Origin of the sequence: Bacillus sp. NEAU-242-2 (assembly GCF_027853835.1) — a bacterium.
GTDB classification, from domain to species: domain Bacteria; phylum Bacillota; class Bacilli; order Bacillales; family Bacillaceae; genus Bacillus; species Bacillus velezensis.
Window position 1 is genome coordinate 18,025 of record NZ_JAPNNY010000007.1, and the last position, 17,816, is coordinate 35,840.

The following is a 17,816-nucleotide window of genomic DNA, read 5'->3' on the forward strand; positions in this document are numbered from 1 at the left end:
AGTAAGGGGGAACGGACATGGTTAATAAAGATATGACAAAGGTTTGCATAGGCAGAGTAAACGAATTACCCGAGGAGTTAGGAAAAACCGTATATATAGAAGATAAAGAGCTTGCCGTATTTAAGCTTTCTGACGGGAACGTCCGCGCCGTCGAAAACCGCTGTCCCCATAAAGGAGGCGTCCTGGCTGAAGGCATCGTCAGCGGAGAATACGTCTTCTGCCCGATGCATGACTGGAAAATTTCCTTAGGAGACGGAAAAGTCCAAGAGCCGGACCATGGCTGTGTCAAAACATACGAAACACTGATCGAAGGAGAGAATGTATACCTCCTGTATTGATCAAAGACCGGATCACTTTTTCAAGTGGTCCTTCATTTTTTAAATTGCTGAAGGGATGACGCCATCATGAAAAACGGAATCGTATATTTTGTCGGTGCCGGACCAGGAGACCCGGGGCTGATCACCGTAAAAGGAAAACAGGCTCTGGAGAAAGCGGATATCATTTTGTATGACCGGCTCGCAAACCCAAAGTTTCTAGAATACGCCTCACCGGACTGCCGGTTCATTTATTGCGGAAAGCTGCCCGACCGCCATTTTATGAAACAGTCTGAGATAAATGCCCTGCTGATAGAAAAAGCGGCGGAGGGCTACACCGTCGTCCGCTTGAAAGGCGGAGACCCAAGTGTGTTCGGCAGGGTCGGCGAAGAAGCAGAGGCGCTTCATCAGCATGGCATCCGCTACGAAATGGTGCCCGGCATCACCTCGGGAATTGCAGTGCCGCTGTATGCGGGAGTCCCCGTCACCCATCGTGATTTCGCTTCGTCCTTCGCGATGATCACCGCTCATGATACATCATTGCACGGCAGGCCGAATCTCGACTGGGAAGGGCTTGCCCGAAGCGTTCAAACGCTTGTGTTTTACATGGGCGTTAAAAATCTGTCATTTATATGCCGGAAGCTTATGGAGTACGGAAAATCCCCTTCCATTCCCGTACTCGTCATTCAATGGGGAACGTGGGGGCGGCAGCGGAGTGTTAAAGGAACGCTTCAGGATATCCATGACAAAGTTCAAAGCCAAAACATCACCAACCCTGCCATTATCGTCATCGGTGATATTGTCAATTTTCAAACACACAGCTGGTTTGAAAGCAAACCCTTCATCGGGCGGCATATCATGGTGGTCACTCATGGCGATGATGAACATACACTGACAGACAAGCTGCGCGAGTATGGCGCCGATGTTATTGAATGGCCGAAGCGGATCGTTAAAAAAATGCCCGCAAACGAAAACATCCTGAAACAGATCAGCACCTTTGAACAACTATTTTTCACATCACGCCTTGCGGTATGCGAATTCTTTGACACACTGGCTTTCAAGCAGATCGACATCCGCCGGGTGACCGCAAGCCTGAATGCAGCGACTGAAGCCGCAAAGACGGAACTGACAAAACGGGGCTTTCTCCTATCCGAATGGCAAAATGATTCTCCGCATTCTCTCATTGTAGGAAGCCGTCAAGCAGCAGAAAACTTGTCAGACTCAAAATCATGCCCGTTTTATATCACCCATGAACATATCGCGGATGAGCGGTTCACTTCCATGATCGAACGCACGATCAGTGAGTCTCCTCTGCAAATGATTATCTGTACGGGCAAAGAATCCGCTCAGCATTTGATCAGCGCCGGAAAACAAATCGGCATATCACCGAATCCGTCAGGAAACCGCCCTCCCGTCATCTGCATGGGCGAAGACGTCCCCGCCGGCTGCGGGTTTACCGCCGTGAAAAATCAGGAACAGTTATTTGCGTTTATACGAAATGAAATGAAAGACATGCTCGTTCACAGCTGATACGCCGGAATGCTTTTCTGACCCCCGGGCTCAACATCGGGGGTCAGCCCTTTTTTATTGTGTCACCAATTTTTTATGATGAGTCGAATACATCGCCATCTGATCCGCCTGCGGGTCCAAATAGGCTTTGGCGCTGTTCACGGCGGTCGGCCCCTCCGTGAAACCGCCGGCAATCAATCTGAGCTTGCTTTCATAATGGGCGGCGTCACCGGCGACAAACACGCCCGGAAGATTCGTCCGCATATGTCTGTCAGCTTTAATCCTGCCTTCTTCTATCTCAAGCCCCCAGTCCTTCATCGGACCGAGATCAATTTTAAACCCGTGGTTGATAATGAGCTCATCAAGCTTGATGACTTCAGAAAGTCCGGACTCAGTTTGGCAAACGGTGACGCTCTCGATCCGTTCCCCGGTGCCATTGAGATGCTTCAGACGATACGGCGCAAGCACCCGCACGGAAGACCGCTTCATTTTCGCCACGCTGCTTTCCAAACCGCCAAACTCCTCACGGCGGTGCAAAACGGTAACAGATGCTGCAATCGGTTCCAGCTCATTCGCCCAGTCAACCGCGGTATCTCCCCCTCCGGAAATCACGACATGCTTATCTCGAAACGCATCAAGCTTCTCCACCTTATAATGAAGGTTCTTTCCTGAATACCGGCTCGCATCCGCGCTGTCAAGTTCATTGACCTCAAGCGTCCCCATGCCGACGGCCAAAATCACCGTGCGCGTATAGTGCTTTTCCCCTTTGGAACTTTCCAGCACAATGGTTCCGTCTTCCAGCCGTTCAAATCCGGTCACCCGCTGATTCAACACGATATCCGGCTCAAATGTCGCCGCCTGCTCCTTCAGCTGCTTAATCAGCTGTTCCCCGGCAATCCCGGGTATTCCGCCGATATCCCGGATGATTTTTTCAGGGAAAAACATAGACACCTTCCCCCCGAGCCGCGGTAAAAACTCGATCACCTTCGTTTTCAGCTCCCGCATCCCGCAATAGAAAGCCGCAAACAGGCCGATCGGGCCTCCGCCTATAATCGTGACGTCATACACCTCATGATTTTCCGCCATCGTTCTGCCTCCCGTTTATATCTATACTTCATACATTTTTAATTGAGAATCAATATCAATGAAAGTATAACACATATTGAGGAGCAGTGTTTATTCATTTCTCATCTTGCGGGAAAGGAGTGATTCAGAAGCGAGGTTCTGAGATTGATAAGCGGGAAGGTATTAAAACTGAAACCAGTACGGCGACTGGTTTCTTTTTTATCTCTTTTTCATCAGCATGATATCGAGATACAGCTGGCACCTTGTCCTGAAGTCGTTTAAATTAATTGATGTCATGTCAAGAATCTGTTTGATGCGGTAGTTCAATGTGTTTTGATGAATAAAAAGCTGTTCTGCGGCTGGTTTTGTTTTGCAGTTATTGAGGAGATAGATTTCTAACGTTTTCAGCAGTTCGGTGCTGCTTTCTCTGTCTTTGGCTTTTAATAACGCTAAATCATCGTTTACATATTCCAGTGAGGCGTTTTTTTCTTCGATGCTTTCAAGATAGCGGTAAATCCCGAGCTTACTGTATTCGTACGGGATATTTTCCTGATTTCCGGTAATTTCGGCGGCCTTTATGACTTCAAGGGCTTCTATATAACTTTTCCCGAGCTTCAGGATGCTGCTGTATTCATTGCCGATTCCGATATAGATGGGAGTGGGGATCTTCTGAAAGTGAAAATGAGTCAGCAGTTTGTGGATGAATTCAGATGCTGCCGAAGTGCCGGAGCTTTTTTGCGAGAAGCTTGCGACGACGATGACAATATTGGAATCAATGGTTAAGACGTGGCTGACTTTATCCCGCAAATTCAAGTACGATTTGATATTTTCCTTTACATCTTCGACTGCCTCCCCATCCCCATTTGCGGCATGCAGGACGACTACCGAAAAAACCGACGGCAGCACGGCGTTCATCTTTTCCGCTTCCCGCCTGAACTCCTTTTCAGAGGAGAATTGCTGAAAGATCGCCCGTTTCACCAGGTCTTCCGCTCTCTCTTCTTTTTCCTGTTTCAGCCGGTTCGTTTTATAGATGATTTTTCCGACATGGAATGAAGTTTCATATAAAAAATCGAGCTCCTCGTCCGTCAAGTTTCGGTCGAGCTCCTGAATCCAGATGTAGCCCATCACTTCCCCTTTATGTTTTGCGCTTACAACCACTCTCTGATTCAGTCCGATACTGTCTATTTTTTCGACACGGAACGGTTCAGGAACGGTTTTCAGCTTTTCGATCACCCCGTCCTTCAGAAACCTTTCAAAAATCTGCACGGGGCATTTTTTTGAGAATATCGTCTGCTGGTTGGCGGAGTCGAAGTGATTAATGTAATAAGAATTATAGGCAAGCAAAAAGAAATCCGCGCTTTCCAGAATAACGGGCTTCTGCAATTCATAACTGATGAAATCAATTAATTTATCAATGTCCGTAAATGAAAAAACTCTCTCTAAAAGCTCTTCCATACCTATTTCTCCTATGCTCTTTTTATCTTTATCATACTCTGAGGGGTGACTTTTTGTATAGAAAAAAATTCATATACTCCCAAAACGGAATGATCCGAAAGCCTGTATCGTGAAAAGAGGAAAAAGGGCGGTCCCTTCTTCCTCTCGTTCCTTGCTTTTATTGAGAAAGTGTATCACGGTAGTCATGAAACTGATCTGTGACATCTTTTGACGGAGCCTGTGTCAATAAGCTGACGACAAATACAGCGGCAAGGCTTACAGCAAAGCCCGGAATGATTTCGTACAAAAAGTCTGAAAGACCGGCATTCGCCCAAATGATTACGGTAATCGCTCCCGCAATCATGCCGGCGAGTGCCCCCCATTTCGTCATCCGTTTCCAAAATAAACTGAGCAGTACGACCGGCCCGAATGAAGCGCCGAATCCCGCCCATGCATAGCTGACAAGACCAAGTATCGTGTTGTTTTTCTCCCAGGCGAGCACCAGGGCGACGATTGACACCGCAAGCACTGCCATTCTCCCCAGAAATACGAGTTCCTTATCAGAAGCTGAACGCCTGAACATGGACTTATACAAGTCCTCCACTAAAGAACTGGACGTAACGAGCAGCTGAGACGAAATCGTACTCATAATGGCCGCTAAAATCGCAGAAATGAGAAATCCCGTAATAATCGGGTGGAACAGAATATTGCCGAGCTGAATAAAAATGGTTTCCGGATCATCCAGCTTCAACCCGCGCTGGTGGTAATACGCGATTCCCGCAAGACCCGTAAACAGCGCGCCGAGTGCAGACAAAATCATCCATCCCATTCCGATCCGTCTGGCGCGTTTGATCTCTTTCACAGATGTGATCGCCATAAAGCGCACAATAATATGCGGCTGCCCGAAATAGCCGAGCCCCCACGCAAATAAAGAAATAATGCCAAGGACGGTGGTCCCTTTGAACATATTAAACAGTTCCGGGTTGACGGAACGGATATCGGCAACGGTTTCCCCCGGGCCGCCCGTATGGAAAATCGTCACAATCGGCACGAGAATAAGCGCCGCAAACATGATGATCCCTTGGACAAAGTCCGTCCAGCTTACCGCCAAAAAGCCCCCGAACAAGGTGTAGGCGACAACGACGCCTGTCACGGCCCACAGGCCGGTGTGGTAATCCCACCCTAAAATGCTGTTGAATAAGACACCTCCGGACACCATGCCGGATGATACGTAAAAAGTGAAAAAGACGAGAATGACGAGACCCGAAAACAGTCTGAGAAGCTTCGTATGATCACCGAAACGGTTTTCAAGGAAACCCGGAATGGTGATGGAATTCCCCGCTTTTTCGGTATACGTTCTCAGCCTCGGCGCCACGAAAAGCCAGTTCGCCCAAGCCCCGAGCACAAGTCCGATTACAATCCAAGCGCCGCTTAATCCCGTCGAGAACATGGCGCCAGGAAGCCCCATCAAGAGCCATCCGCTCATATCCGCCGCTCCCGCGCTGAGCGCTGTGACGGCAGGGCCTAAAGAACGCCCACCGAGCATGTAATCCGTCAGATTCGACGTCCGTCTGTAGGCGAAATAACCGATAAACAGCATGCCCGCCATATAAATACAAATGGAAATAATCAACTGAATGTTTGCTATGGCATTTCCTCCTCCGCTTTATAGGTTTATGGTGAAATGGACACCCCCCGCGAGGAGGATGCCCATTCAGTCCCTCTTAAAACATTTCACTGATTGTTTTCGCCTGCATGTGGAGGGCCAAATAATCCGGGCCGCCCGCTTTTGAATCAGTGCCGGACATTTTGAAGCCTCCGAACGGATGGTAGCCGACAATCGCTCCGGTACAATTGCGGTTGAAGTACAGGTTGCCGACATGGAATTCCTGTTTCGCCCGTTCAATATGTTTGCGGTTATTTGTAATGACCGCGCCTGTCAAACCGTATTCAGTATTGTTGGCCACTTCCAGCGCCTCATCAAAGTTTGATACTTTAGAAAACGCCACGACAGGCCCGAAAATTTCTTCCTGCATGAGTCTGGCTTTCGGATCAAGGTCAGCGAAGATCGTCGGCTTGATAAAGTAGCCTTTTGAATCATCTCCGGTGCCGCCGCTTACTAAACGGCCTTCTTCTTTTCCGATTTCAATGTAGCTCATGATCTTGTCGTAAGAACCTTGGTCGATGACAGGTCCCATATACACGTCAGCGCTGTCAGGGCTTGCCGTCACTTTTGATTCAGTGATTTCGATGACGCGCTCCAATACTTGATCATACACTTTTTCATGGACAACTGCACGTGAACCTGCAGAACATTTTTGTCCCGCGAAGCCGAATGCTGATGTAAAGATGGATTGAGCCGCCAATTCAATGTCCGCGTCCTCATCGACAACAACCGTATCTTTACCGCCCATTTCAGCGATAACACGCTTTAAATGCTGCTGGCCCGGCTGCACTTTCGCCGCGCGTTCGAAAATTCTCGTACCGACTTCACGTGATCCCGTAAACGTAATGATGCTTGTTTTCGGGTGATCGACGAGATAGTCTCCCACTTCCGCTCCGCTTCCCGGCACAAAGTTGACAACGCCCTTCGGAAGACCTGATTCCTCAAGCACTTCTACGAATTTCGCCGCGATGACCGGTGTCGCGCTTGCCGGTTTAAGAACGACCGTGTTGCCCGTTACGATCGGTGCCACCGTCGTTCCCGCCATAATCGCAAAGAGGAAGTTCCATGGCGGAATGACGACCGTTACGCCGGTCGGTGTGTAGACATATTGGTTCTTCTCGCCGTCGCGGCTGTTGACCGGCTTGCCTTTTGCCAATTCAACCATCTGGCGCGCGTAGTATTCCATAAAGTCGATGGCTTCCGCCGTATCCGCATCAGCTTCGTTCCAAGGTTTTCCCGCTTCCTTGACGAGCAGGGCGGAGAATTCGTGCTTTCTGCGGCGGACTTTGGCAGCTGCGCGGAACAGAACGGCCGCTCTTTCTTCAGGGGATGTGTATCTCCACTCTTCGAACGCTTTCGCAGCCGCTTCAATCGCCTGCTCAGCGTGCTCCTGGGACGCCTTTGACACTTTTCCGACGACTTCTTCTTTGTCTGCAGGGTTAATGGATACGATTTTCGCTTCCGTCTCTACCTTTTCACCGTTGATGACGAGCGGATAATCTTTTCCCAGATACTCATTTACCTTCGCAAGCGCTTTCTTAAATTCTTCAACGTTCGATTGATCTTGGAAATTCGTGAATGGTTCGTGTTTATAAGGTGTAGTCATTGTCATCTCTCCCTTTTTTACTTCTTAGTCATTCCTTTAAAGGCGAATGCGATGTTTGAGGGGCGTTCGGCGAGCCGTCTCATGAAATAGCCGTACCAGTCATCCCCGTAAGGCAGGTAGACTCTCATGCGGTATCCTTCTTCCACCAGGCTGAGCTGGGTTTGCGAGCGCATGCCGTACAGCATCTGAAACTCAAAACGGTCGTTTGGAATGCCGTGCTCTTTGGCAAGCTGTTTTGTAAACTCGATCATTTTGTCATCATGCGTGGCGACTGCCGTATAATGTCCTTTTAAAAGCTGTTTGCGGATGAGTCTTTTATAATTTTCATCGACGTCGCTTTTTTCAGGATAGGCCACCTTTTCCGATTCTTTATAGGCCCCTTTGACAAGCCGCAGAAACGGATTCAGCGGGCTGAGGTCATCAAGATCCTTCTCCGTTCTGTACAGATAAGCCTGCACCACGGTGCTTACATATTCATACCGGCTCCGGAAGTCTTTAAAGATATCCAGCGTTTTCTGGCATCTCGTTTCATCTTCCATGTCAATCGTCACCATGACTTTATGTTTTTCAGCCGTCTGGAGGATTTTCGTCATATTTTCATAGACGAGATCGAGATCTATATCAAGACCTAAAGACGTCATTTTTAATGACACTTGGGAATTCAGCTGTTCATCAGCAATTAAGGCGATGGTCTGCATGCACTCCTCGGTGCGTTCTTTCGCGACGTCACCGCTGTTTACAAATTCCCCCAAATGATCGACAGTAACTGACAGCCCCTGGCTGTTCAAATGTCGGATTGTCGGGATAGAACTGCGGAAATCCATTCCTCCGATGATTTTGCCGGCTGCCACACGGCTTCCCCAGCTTCGCGCCATCTTATTGAGAAAGCTGCTCTTGGATAAAAATAAGAAAAAATCTCTTGTAATCACTTCCAACCTTAACACCCCGCAATCTAAGAAGTATTTGTATGAGTCTATTGTAAATGGACAAAACATCCTCTCACAATATTCTAAAAATACAAAGATTCTGATAAATTTTTGTGGTTTTACCACAATCAGCTTCTTAGATAGCAGGCGGATTATGCCGAAAAAAGGCGGACGGAAATGACGGCAATCGTCAATTTCCGCCTTTTTCCCCCCACGCCTCTTCGACGGTCTGAATCAATAGCTGATTCAGTTCCTCCGTTATGTCAGGTTTCGGCGTTTTGATGGTTTTGACATAGTGCCCGATGCGTTCTATTTCTTCTTCTATAAACGCATGAATCATCGTATTTCTCGGTTCCGGAGCCAGCTCCTGACCGCTTTTTTTCCTTGTAAGCAGTATATTGATTTCAGAAATGAGCGCTTCATCCGTCAATAAGGCATCGGCCAGTACGGGAAATGACATCGGCGGTACGGAGCCGAACGTTTCAATCCATCTGCAGGCAAGGAGAGGACGCAGAACATAAAAATACTTTTTAATCTTCACTTCACTGCCCTGCAATTCCGTTTTTTCATTCCGTTTTGCCATATTGAGATAATGATAAATGCCGGCTTCAGGCGAAAAGGCGCGGATTTTCAGTTTTCGAAGCTTTTCAGCCGCTGAGAAAGCTTCATAATAGATCATCTCAGAAGAGAGCCATTCCAAAAGAGGCGGATTTGATTTTTTAAAAAGCCGCAGCGCTTTTCTCAGTTCCCAGCCGCTGATGTCAAGCATGTCATGAATCGGCTCTTCTATGACATCCCTATGCGGTTCGATCGAAAAGTACCATTCTTTTTTCGGCACATAGAGAAACCGCACATCGTAGTCGCTGTCGCTTGACGGAAATCCCCATGCGCGGCTCCCTGATTCTACGGCGTAAAGCACCTTGACGCCGTGCTGTGCTTCAATTCGTTTTAATTCTTCGATGATCCTTTGTTCCATCTGTATCCGTCCTTTTCCGTGATCATTCCTGAAAAAAGCCCAAGTACTTGGGCTTTTCGCTGTTGTCAGCCTTTCAGATGCGCTTTCAGAAAGGCCAGCTTTTCCGTATGGAAAGAAGGTATGTATTCATGTCCGAAATATCGGTACACCTTCAATTCTTTTTCCGTTTCCAGATGATTGTAAGCGGCAAACACCGTCGACGGCGGAGTCACGCGGTCAATCAGCCCGATGGACATGAGCACCGGAACTTTTACGCGGTCCGCCAGATTCATGATATCAAAATAGGCCAGTGTATTCATCGCGGCCTTCTCCGTCTCAGGGCTGCCGTTCTTTCTGAAAAAGGAGTTAATCTCAAGATACGGCTCATCAAGAGCGACATCAATGGCCCGCTCAAAATTGCTTAAATAAGGATAATCGGCCGCAACCGCTCTCGGAATGTCAGATAGTGCCGCCGCGGCGATTGAAAGTCCGCCTCCCTGGCTCCCGCCGATGACGGCGATTCTCGTTTCATCCACTTCATCAAAGCCGCTGATGACTTCCAAAGCCCGGACGGCGTCTAAGTACACGCCGCGGTAATAATATGTATCTTTATCTAAAATCCCTTTCGTCATCCAGCCGGGAACGTGTCCGTGCGGTGAGACGCTTGTATCTGTGCTGCTGTGCTGACCGCGGACAAGCATGCCGAACGCGGCATATCCGTGAAGCGCCCAATTTACGATGTCATGTGTATCCCCGTCATAGCTCGCGTTGTAGCCGTGATATTTCACGATGGCCGGATGCGGTCCTTGCCGGTCGGGAACGGCGTACCATCCCTCAATTTCCGCCTTGCCGAAGCTCCGGTATGTCAGCCGGAATACTTTCACACCGTCAGCCGGGTAGCTTTCAGCCGTCAATTCAGGCTTTGCCTCTTCCTTTGCAAGCTCATGTAATGATGATGCCCAAAAATCCGAAAAGTCATGAGGAGCGGTTTTATTTGGTTTATAGGTTTGCAGTTGGTCGAGCGGCAAGTCGTATAATTGCATATCCGATTAATCTCCTTTGTTTTATAAGATTTAATTTTCTGACTCTATCTTAACACGATTTTACACTCATTTTCTAAAAATTTTAATAAACGTTTGTTTAAAAGAAAACAAAAAAGCCGTACGCTCACAGCGTCACGGCTCTTTTTACATCGGCTGATACAGATCCCAGCCGATTTTTAACGTTTCTACGATATAATCGGCGATTTCTTCTGGTTCCAGATTATCCGTCGCCACTTTTGAATTATGTTTATCATAGATGCTTTGGCGCTCGTTAAAGAGCTGCTGCATTTCATCCATGGAACGGTTATGCAGAACGGGACGGCTTTCAATCAGCAGGTCAGCCCGCTGCTTCCAATTCTCCCATGATAAATCAAGATGGAGCACGAGACAGTTTTCAAGGCAGCACTGTCTGATTTCCTCTTGTTTAAACGAACCGCCCCCAAGTGACACGATCTTGAATTTCGTATTGCGGCAGATATCTAATATATAATCCTTTTCGGTCTGACGGAAAAAGGCTTCACCTTTTTTCTCAAACATTTCAGGGATGGACATATTGAAATCTTTCTCAATCTGCAAATCAATATCAATGAAGTCTCTGTATAATTTCTTAGCGACCAGCTGGCCGATTGTTGTCTTTCCGACCCCCATGAATCCGATCAGTACGATATTTCTTTCTCTTACGGGAATGGCACGTTTTGCGTTCATCTTCGGCGAAATCCTCCTAAGAAATGAAAAAGTTATGTTTATTATATGATAACTCAATATTGAAATATAGAGATAATGCAATGAAAGAAAACCCATCCTTTATAAGAAGAGATGAGTTTTTCTTTCTATCGGAGCGTAATGCGTTCCACCTTTCCGACAATGAAAATATAAGAAAATGCCCCGATAAATGCGACAGCGCCGACAAACAGAATCGCTCCGTTATATGAACCGGTCGCAGAAACGATAAACCCGATGATAAGCGGGGTGATAATGCCGGCCATATTGGCGAAAAAGTTAAACACGCCTCCTGCCAATCCGATTGTTTCGCTTGGCGCCACCTCACTCAGCATCGTCCAGGATATATTGGACATGCCCTGCGCAAAAGAAGCAATGGATAAGATCGTCAAAACCGCAGGAGCAGAATCCGTAACATTCGCGAGCACGATGGAGCCTGTCAGCAGAAGACCGAGGATGACGGGGGTTTTTCGGGCAACGTTCACCGACACGCCCCGTTTCATCATTCCGTCAGACCAATATCCGCCGAACAATACGCCGAAAAAGGCGGCGATATACGGGATTGATGCGGCGAAGCCGACTTTCAAGAATGCCATGTGCTTTGCCTCCGCCAGATAAGTCGGAAACCATGTCAAAAAGAAGAACAGCGTGGAGGCTACGGCGAATTGGCCGATATACAAGCCGACAAGCTTGCGGTATTTAAGAAGCTGGACGAAATCCCGCCACGTGATCCTGCCGGCTGATTCAGACACCTCTGTCAGTCCGCCGCCTTCTCTAATATAATCAAGCTCTTCCCGGTTCACTTTCCGGTACCGATTCGGCTCGTGATACATTTTGAACCAGAAAACGGAGAAAACAAGCCCGAGCACGCCTGAAGAAATAAAGACGGCGCGCCAGTCAAATGCCGTTAACACCCAGAATAAAACCGGTGTGGCGAACGCCAGCCCCACATATTCCCCCGCCGTATAAACACCCGTCGCAAAGGCGCGTTCCCGCCTTGGAAACCATGTCGTGACAATCCGGTTGTTTGCCGGAAACGCAGGCGATTCAGCCAGCCCGATAATCAGGCGGCAGCCGAATAAAAACCCGAAACTGGCCGCAAAAGCCTGCACTCCGGTGAAAACAGACCAGATCATTAAAGAAACGCCGTACGTCCGTTTTGATCCGAATTTGTCCAAAATGAGCCCGCCGGGAATCTGCATACCCGTATAGGTCCAGCTGAATGCGGAAAAGACGACGCCCAAAAGCGCGGGGCTTATGTTCAGCGATGTCTGAATGGACGGGGCGGCGATGGATACACTGGCACGGTCTATATAATTAATCGCAGTGATAAAAAACAAAAGAAACAGTATCACATAACGAGCGCGAGTCGGTTTATTGCGGACGGGACTGAAGTCCGTCAGCTCCGTTTCATTTTTCAATGGCTTCTCCCCCCTTACTCGAATGAAATTAATTGTACAACACTTCGGTCAATTATTTAATACTTTGACGCAAAAAAGCGCTAAACAATTTGTGTGCCGCACTGACACCCTGCTTATAAAAGTGTCTGCCCTTTTCACCTGTTTATCCGTATCTCACCCGGGGAAAAGTACACATATGATAGACAGTTACGGGAGGATTACCGATGAAACTGAGTTTTTGCACGACAGGATTTAAAAAAAAGCATATTTTCGACATCATTTCTTTCGCGAAGGAGCACTCCTTTGACGGAATCGAACTGTGGTACGGACACGCTAAACAATATATAGAGGAAATCGGCCCGCTCGACAGACTTGATCAGCAGCTTCAGGAGGAAAGCCTCGGGGTGCCTGCTGTCAGTTTGTACACTGACTTCGCCGCTCAGGATGAAAGGCAGACGTTAAAGGATGTTCAAAGGGCATTAAGCGCGGCACGACAGCTGCACAGTCCCTTGATCAGAGTCTTTGCCGGCAATCTTCCTTCGCATCGGACGTCACCGGAAAAGTGGCAACGTGCGGTTGATCAATTTCAGCAGGCGGCACGGCTCGCAGATGACTATGAAGTCGATATCGGGCTTGAGATTCATTACGATACGTACGCGGATACACCGGAGGCGGCGCTGGCATTTTTGGAGGATGTCGGACATCCGCGGGTCCGCACCATTTTTGACGGCTCCAACCTACACGTCAATCACGTTGACCAAATGTCCGCTTTAGAAAAGCTGTATCATACCGTAAGCCATATTCATCTGAAAAACTATCACTGGAATTTTGACAACTGGTATCTCAGCAAGCCAACTCCGATTTTTCAAGGAGATCTCGATCAAAAAGCATTTTTAAAAGAGCTGATGAACAGACAATATGAAGGTTTTGTTTCTCTTGAGTATTTTGGAGAACATGCCTTTACGCATATAAAGGAATCGCTCCGGGAATATACGTCTGTTTTTTCCCGCTGACTCTTCGATCGAAGGGTCTTTTTTTTGTATCATATAGAAAAAGGGGGATATCATGATGATCATTTGGATAAATGGGGCTTTCGGTTCCGGAAAAACACAAACAGCGTTTGAACTGCACAGAAGACTGAAACCGTCTTACGTATATGATCCTGAAAAGATGGGGTTTGCGATGCGTTCGATGATACCGCCGGATATCGCTGAAGATGATTTTCAAAGCTATCCTCTGTGGCGGGAATTCAATTACAGCATGCTTTCCTATTTGTCAGATACATATCAGGGCATCATCATTGTGCCCATGACCATTACGAACGATCAATACTTCCATGACATTATCAGCAGGCTGAGACAGGATGGCCGGACCATTCACCACTTTACCCTGCTGGCTTCAAAGGAAACATTGCTGAAACGCCTGCGCACCAGAGCGGAAGAAAAAAACTCCTGGGCCGCAAAACAAATCGACCGCTGCATCAACAGCCTGTCTGATAGCCTCTTCACAGAACATCTCCATACAGACCAAATGTCTATTCAGCAGGTCGCAGAAACGATCGCTGCCCAAGCAAATCTGCCTCTTGAGCCTGATTCGAGAGGCAGCCTTCGAAGATTCACCGACAGATTGATGGTGAAGCTGAATCATATCCGTATCAAATAAAAAAACGTTTTGAAAACATGTCCCTGATCCATGCAAATGGATCAATAAATAAAAAGTCCCTCCGAAGGGATGTTTTTTTCAATTTAAGAAAAAAATTTTAGAAATAAAGAAGGAATTATATGGATAATCATCTAATTATTAACACTGCAATACATTTCATTTGAAAAGGGAGTGTTCGAAATGAAATTCAAAAAAGTGTTAACCGGTTCTGCGCTGTCTCTTGCCTTACTGATGTCTGCCGCTCCTGCCTTTGCCGCATCACCAACAGCATCCGCATCCGTGGAAAATAGCCCAATCTCAACGAAAGCAGATGTTGGCATTAATGCCATCAAGCTCGTTCAAAGCCCTGACGGCAATTTCGCTGCTTCATTCGTTTTAAACGGAACAAAATGGATTTTCAAAAGCAAATATTATGACAGCAGCAAAGGGTATTGGGTAGGGATTTATGAAAGTGTAGATAAATAAAAACGATAAACAAAAACCTCCCTTTCAAAAGGGAGGTTTTTTTATTTCTATTTCCACCAATCATCAAACATCGATGCCGGCACCTGGCGCTTGTGCTCCGTACTGAGGTAGCGTTTTTCCAGCGCCTCAATCACTTCGGAAGAAACGTCCTTTCCTTCTAAATAATCATCAATGTCATTGTATGTGATGCCGAGTTCGGTCTCATCCGTCTGCTGCGGTTTTTCATCAAGCAGATCGGCCGTCGGTAATTTCAAATACAGGCGTTCCGGCGCGCCGAGCTCTTCTAATAAACGTCTGCCCTGGCGTTTCGTTAATCCGGTCAGCGGCAGCAGATCAGCTCCGCCGTCACCGTATTTCGTGAAGAAACCGGTCACCGCTTCAGCCGCATGGTCGGTTCCGATGACAAGCAGCCCCTCTTGTCCGCCGATGGCATATTGCGCGATCATCCTCATTCTGGCTTTTACATTTCCTTTGTTAAAGTCAGACAGCTGATCGCCCGTGTCTTTTTTGTACTGATCGGCGAACGCGCTGACAGCGGACTTAATATCAAATGTCCATGATTTATCAGGTTTAATGAATTTGAGCGCCAATTGGGCGTCATCCTCATCCTGCTGTGTGCCGTGCGGAAGACGGACGGCGATAAATTCCGCGTTTCCGCCTTCTTCTCTGATGCTTTCAGCCGCCAATTGGGCGAGGCGTCCCGCAAGCGTGGAATCCTGCCCGCCGCTGATGCCGAGCACAAAGCCTTTGGCACCTGTTTTTTTCAAATATTGTTTCAGAAAGTTCACTCTGTCCTCAATTTCTTGTTTCGGATCAATCGAGGGTTTTACATGGAGATCATTCATAATTTGTTTCTGGATGCTCATCCCAATCACTCCTCCTGCATTGTTTCTTTATGATTCATTTCCCGTTCATGCTGAAAATGAATCATGCCACTATGTACGACTCTTTGTTAAATATAGCACAGGTGCAGTTTTTAAGTGAATCAAATACACCGGGATCAGCTGATTTCCACCCGCAGCGCCGTGATGCTGTCGCCGTTGCATTTTCCTTTTTCGATCGGACAGGATGAAAATGCAACGACGAGATCCATTTCCGCACGGAGCCGTACATAATCACCCGCGTCAGAAAGAGGCGTTTCGACTGATAAGTTCCCCTTCTCATCGAGCACCGTGTTCATAAAGATGGCAAATGGGTAATGCATATGCGGCCGCGGCACCCCGAACGGTTCAAGCGCCCCGCTCATATTGTCATAGCACGTATCCTGGAGCTCATCTTTATGCTTTCCGTATAAAAGCCTGTTCATATCCGGACGGCAGGCGGGAAGCAGCAGGTCATGCTTGCCGACTGTATCCTCAATCAGCGTCAGCATCGGCTTGTATAAATTCGAATAAATATGATCACCCGTTTTTACATGAATGGACTGGTTGGCATCAATCGTCGCGCCCTGATCAAGATGCTCATAAAAGTCCTTGGCATGATACGCCGTAAAATCAGCCACCTGCTGTCCTTCCACATCGACTACTTTTATGATCTGCCCTTTGTGAACCTTCAGGCCAAGCCCTTTTTTCGGCGGTACGATAAATTGCTGTGTCATCAGACTGCTCCTTTTTTTCTTCTATTATGAACTCCGGCCGTTTGTTTCATGTAAAGCAATTTATTGGATGTATATTCCCCTTCTGACGGCCGCAATCTAAGCTTTGATAAAGGGGTTGAACTTCATGAGTAAATCACAGGACCAGCCTAAAGGAAATCTCGCTTGGTGGCAGCTCTCCTTAATCGGTGTCGGCTGCACAATCGGGACGGGCTTTTTTCTCGGGTCCAGCATCGCTATTGTCAAAAGCGGATATTCCGCGCTGATCTCATTTCTTATTGCCGGGCTTGGCACCTATTTTGTCTTTGAGCAGCTCGCGAAGCTTTCGGCCAAACAGCCCGAAAAGGGGTCTTTTTGCGCCTATGCGAGAAAGGCTTTCGGCACTTGGGCCGGTTTCAGCAACGGATGGGTGTACTGGTCGTCCGAGATGCTGATCACGGGAAGCCAGCTGACAGCGATCTCGCTGTTTACGAAGCATTGGTTTCCGAATGTGCCGCTGTGGATTTTCGCCTCCATTTATGCGGTGCTCGGTCTTTTGATTATATTTACGGGGCTGTCCGTTTTTCAAAAAACGGAAAATGTGCTCGCTGTTGTCAAGACGGCGGCGATTTTTATGTTTATCGTGATCGCCATATTGGCGCTGTGCGGTATATTTTCTCATAAACCGGATGTGCAGGTGCCGAACGAATCAAAGGATTTGTTCCCGCACGGAGCGATGGGGTTATGGACGGGATTGATTTATGCGTTTTACGCCTTCGGAGGAATTGAAGTCTTGGGGCTGATGACCGTACACTTGAAAAAACCGGAGGAAGCCTCAAAATCAGGCAGACTGATGCTTGCCGTACTTGCAGTGATTTACGTCATTTCTCTCGGCCTGGCGCTGCTGTTAGTGCCGCTGGGCAAATTCACCGAACAGGACAGCCCGTTTATTACATCGCTGAAGGGTTTTCATTTAGATATCATTCTTGATATTTTTAACGGAATTTTTATTATTGCGGGATTTTCCACGCTCGTCGCCTCGCTGTTTGCCGTGACGACATTGCTTTGTACAATGGCCGATGACGGGGATGCGCCGAAATGCTTCAGATTAAAGGAAAACAAAAAAATCTGCTGGCCCGCGCTCGGATTGACGTTTGCCGGACTCATCGTCTCCATCATCCTGTCATTGGTGCTGCCGAAAAATATATATGAACACATGACAACCGCGGCGGGCCTCATGCTTCTGTATACGTGGCTGTTCATTTTGTTCTCGGGCAAGAAACTGCTTGAAACGACAAAGATGGGAACCGTACAGATTGTTATCGCCCTTGTGCTGATTGTCGCGGCCGTCTCCGGGACGCTGTTTGAGAAATCGAGCCGGCCCGGTTTTCTGGTCAGCCTTTGTTTTCTCGCCGTCATTGCGATCGTGACATGGATCGTACAAAAAAAGCAGGGACACAGCCCTGCCGGATCATAGC

General features: G+C 47.7%; 17 protein-coding genes. 6 read left to right on the top strand and 11 right to left on the bottom strand.

Going from position 1 to position 17,816, the window contains the following annotated elements; translation table 11 throughout:
• Positions 1-17 precede the first annotated feature (17 nt).
• Both nirD and cobA read left to right on the top strand, forming a co-directional pair.
• Complete coding sequence (gene nirD, locus OWN49_RS17525) at positions 18-338, top strand: nitrite reductase small subunit NirD (protein WP_076851415.1); 321 nt, start codon at positions 18-20, stop codon at positions 336-338.
• 66 nt (positions 339-404) lie between these two features.
• Positions 405-1,844 (top strand): uroporphyrinogen-III C-methyltransferase, encoded by a 1,440-nt coding sequence (cobA, locus tag OWN49_RS17530; protein WP_077721766.1) that lies wholly within the window; start codon positions 405-407, stop codon positions 1,842-1,844.
• Positions 1,845-1,898: 54 nt separating this feature from the next.
• Here cobA and OWN49_RS17535 read toward each other — a convergent pair whose 3' ends face one another.
• The 9 genes from OWN49_RS17535 to OWN49_RS17575 form a co-directional block, all read right to left on the bottom strand.
• Complete coding sequence (locus OWN49_RS17535) at positions 1,899-2,909, bottom strand: NAD(P)/FAD-dependent oxidoreductase (protein WP_070081340.1); 1,011 nt, start codon at positions 2,907-2,909, stop codon at positions 1,899-1,901.
• 198 nt (positions 2,910-3,107) lie between these two features.
• Positions 3,108-4,343, bottom strand: coding sequence for a PucR family transcriptional regulator (locus OWN49_RS17540; RefSeq protein WP_003156600.1), 1,236 nt, complete (start codon positions 4,341-4,343; stop codon positions 3,108-3,110).
• Positions 4,344-4,500: 157 nt separating this feature from the next.
• Complete coding sequence (gene putP / locus OWN49_RS17545; protein WP_076851418.1) at positions 4,501-5,955, bottom strand: sodium/proline symporter PutP; 1,455 nt, start codon at positions 5,953-5,955, stop codon at positions 4,501-4,503.
• Between the two features lie 91 nt (positions 5,956-6,046).
• The gene (pruA, locus tag OWN49_RS17550) at positions 6,047-7,594 is read right to left on the bottom strand and encodes an L-glutamate gamma-semialdehyde dehydrogenase (RefSeq protein WP_071181519.1); all 1,548 of its coding nucleotides are present in this window, start codon (positions 7,592-7,594) and stop codon (positions 6,047-6,049) included.
• Between the two features lie 17 nt (positions 7,595-7,611).
• Positions 7,612-8,523: a proline dehydrogenase family protein gene (locus OWN49_RS17555; RefSeq protein WP_087920787.1), complete on the bottom strand. Its 912-nt coding sequence runs from the start codon at positions 8,521-8,523 to the stop codon at positions 7,612-7,614.
• A 187-nt stretch (positions 8,524-8,710) separates the two neighbouring features.
• A complete protein-coding gene (locus tag OWN49_RS17560) occupies positions 8,711-9,496 on the bottom strand; it encodes a nucleotidyltransferase domain-containing protein (RefSeq protein ID WP_025650333.1) in 786 nt (261 codons plus the stop codon).
• A 65-nt stretch (positions 9,497-9,561) separates the two neighbouring features.
• Positions 9,562-10,518 (bottom strand): cephalosporin C deacetylase, encoded by a 957-nt coding sequence (gene cah / locus OWN49_RS17565; protein WP_176283105.1) that lies wholly within the window; start codon positions 10,516-10,518, stop codon positions 9,562-9,564.
• Positions 10,519-10,662: 144 nt separating this feature from the next.
• Positions 10,663-11,223 carry a shikimate kinase gene (locus tag OWN49_RS17570; RefSeq protein ID WP_003156609.1) on the bottom strand — a complete coding sequence of 187 codons (561 nt, stop codon included), beginning with the start codon at positions 11,221-11,223 and terminating at the stop codon, positions 10,663-10,665.
• 125 nt (positions 11,224-11,348) lie between these two features.
• Complete coding sequence (locus OWN49_RS17575; RefSeq protein ID WP_032857845.1) at positions 11,349-12,659, bottom strand: MFS transporter; 1,311 nt, start codon at positions 12,657-12,659, stop codon at positions 11,349-11,351.
• A gap of 203 nt (positions 12,660-12,862) precedes the next feature.
• On the opposite strand from OWN49_RS17575, the gene OWN49_RS17580 reads away from it, so the two are divergent.
• The 3 genes from OWN49_RS17580 (at position 12,863) to OWN49_RS17590 (ending at position 14,765) form a co-directional block, all read left to right on the top strand.
• Positions 12,863-13,651, top strand: a complete 789-nt coding sequence (locus tag OWN49_RS17580) for a sugar phosphate isomerase/epimerase family protein (RefSeq protein ID WP_176283104.1) — start codon at positions 12,863-12,865, stop codon at positions 13,649-13,651.
• A gap of 55 nt (positions 13,652-13,706) precedes the next feature.
• Positions 13,707-14,300, top strand: a complete 594-nt coding sequence (gene tmrB / locus OWN49_RS17585; RefSeq protein ID WP_176283140.1) for a tunicamycin resistance ATP-binding TmrB — start codon at positions 13,707-13,709, stop codon at positions 14,298-14,300.
• A 180-nt stretch (positions 14,301-14,480) separates the two neighbouring features.
• Positions 14,481-14,765, top strand: a complete 285-nt coding sequence (locus OWN49_RS17590; RefSeq protein WP_071392156.1) for an antimicrobial peptide LCI — start codon at positions 14,481-14,483, stop codon at positions 14,763-14,765.
• A 47-nt stretch (positions 14,766-14,812) separates the two neighbouring features.
• Here the strand turns inward: OWN49_RS17590 and nadE are convergent, their stop codons facing one another.
• Positions 14,813-15,631 carry an ammonia-dependent NAD(+) synthetase gene (gene nadE / locus OWN49_RS17595; RefSeq protein ID WP_007409061.1) on the bottom strand — a complete coding sequence of 273 codons (819 nt, stop codon included), beginning with the start codon at positions 15,629-15,631 and terminating at the stop codon, positions 14,813-14,815.
• Positions 15,632-15,765: 134 nt separating this feature from the next.
• Positions 15,766-16,362, bottom strand: coding sequence for a DUF1989 domain-containing protein (locus OWN49_RS17600; RefSeq protein ID WP_011996295.1), 597 nt, complete (start codon positions 16,360-16,362; stop codon positions 15,766-15,768).
• Between the two features lie 124 nt (positions 16,363-16,486).
• Here OWN49_RS17600 and OWN49_RS17605 point away from each other — a divergent pair, with 124 nt between their 5' ends.
• On the top strand, positions 16,487-17,815 hold the full coding sequence (locus tag OWN49_RS17605; RefSeq protein ID WP_032857841.1) for an amino acid permease: 1,329 nt from the start codon (positions 16,487-16,489) through the stop codon (positions 17,813-17,815).
• The last annotated feature ends 1 nt before the right edge of the window (position 17,816 follow it).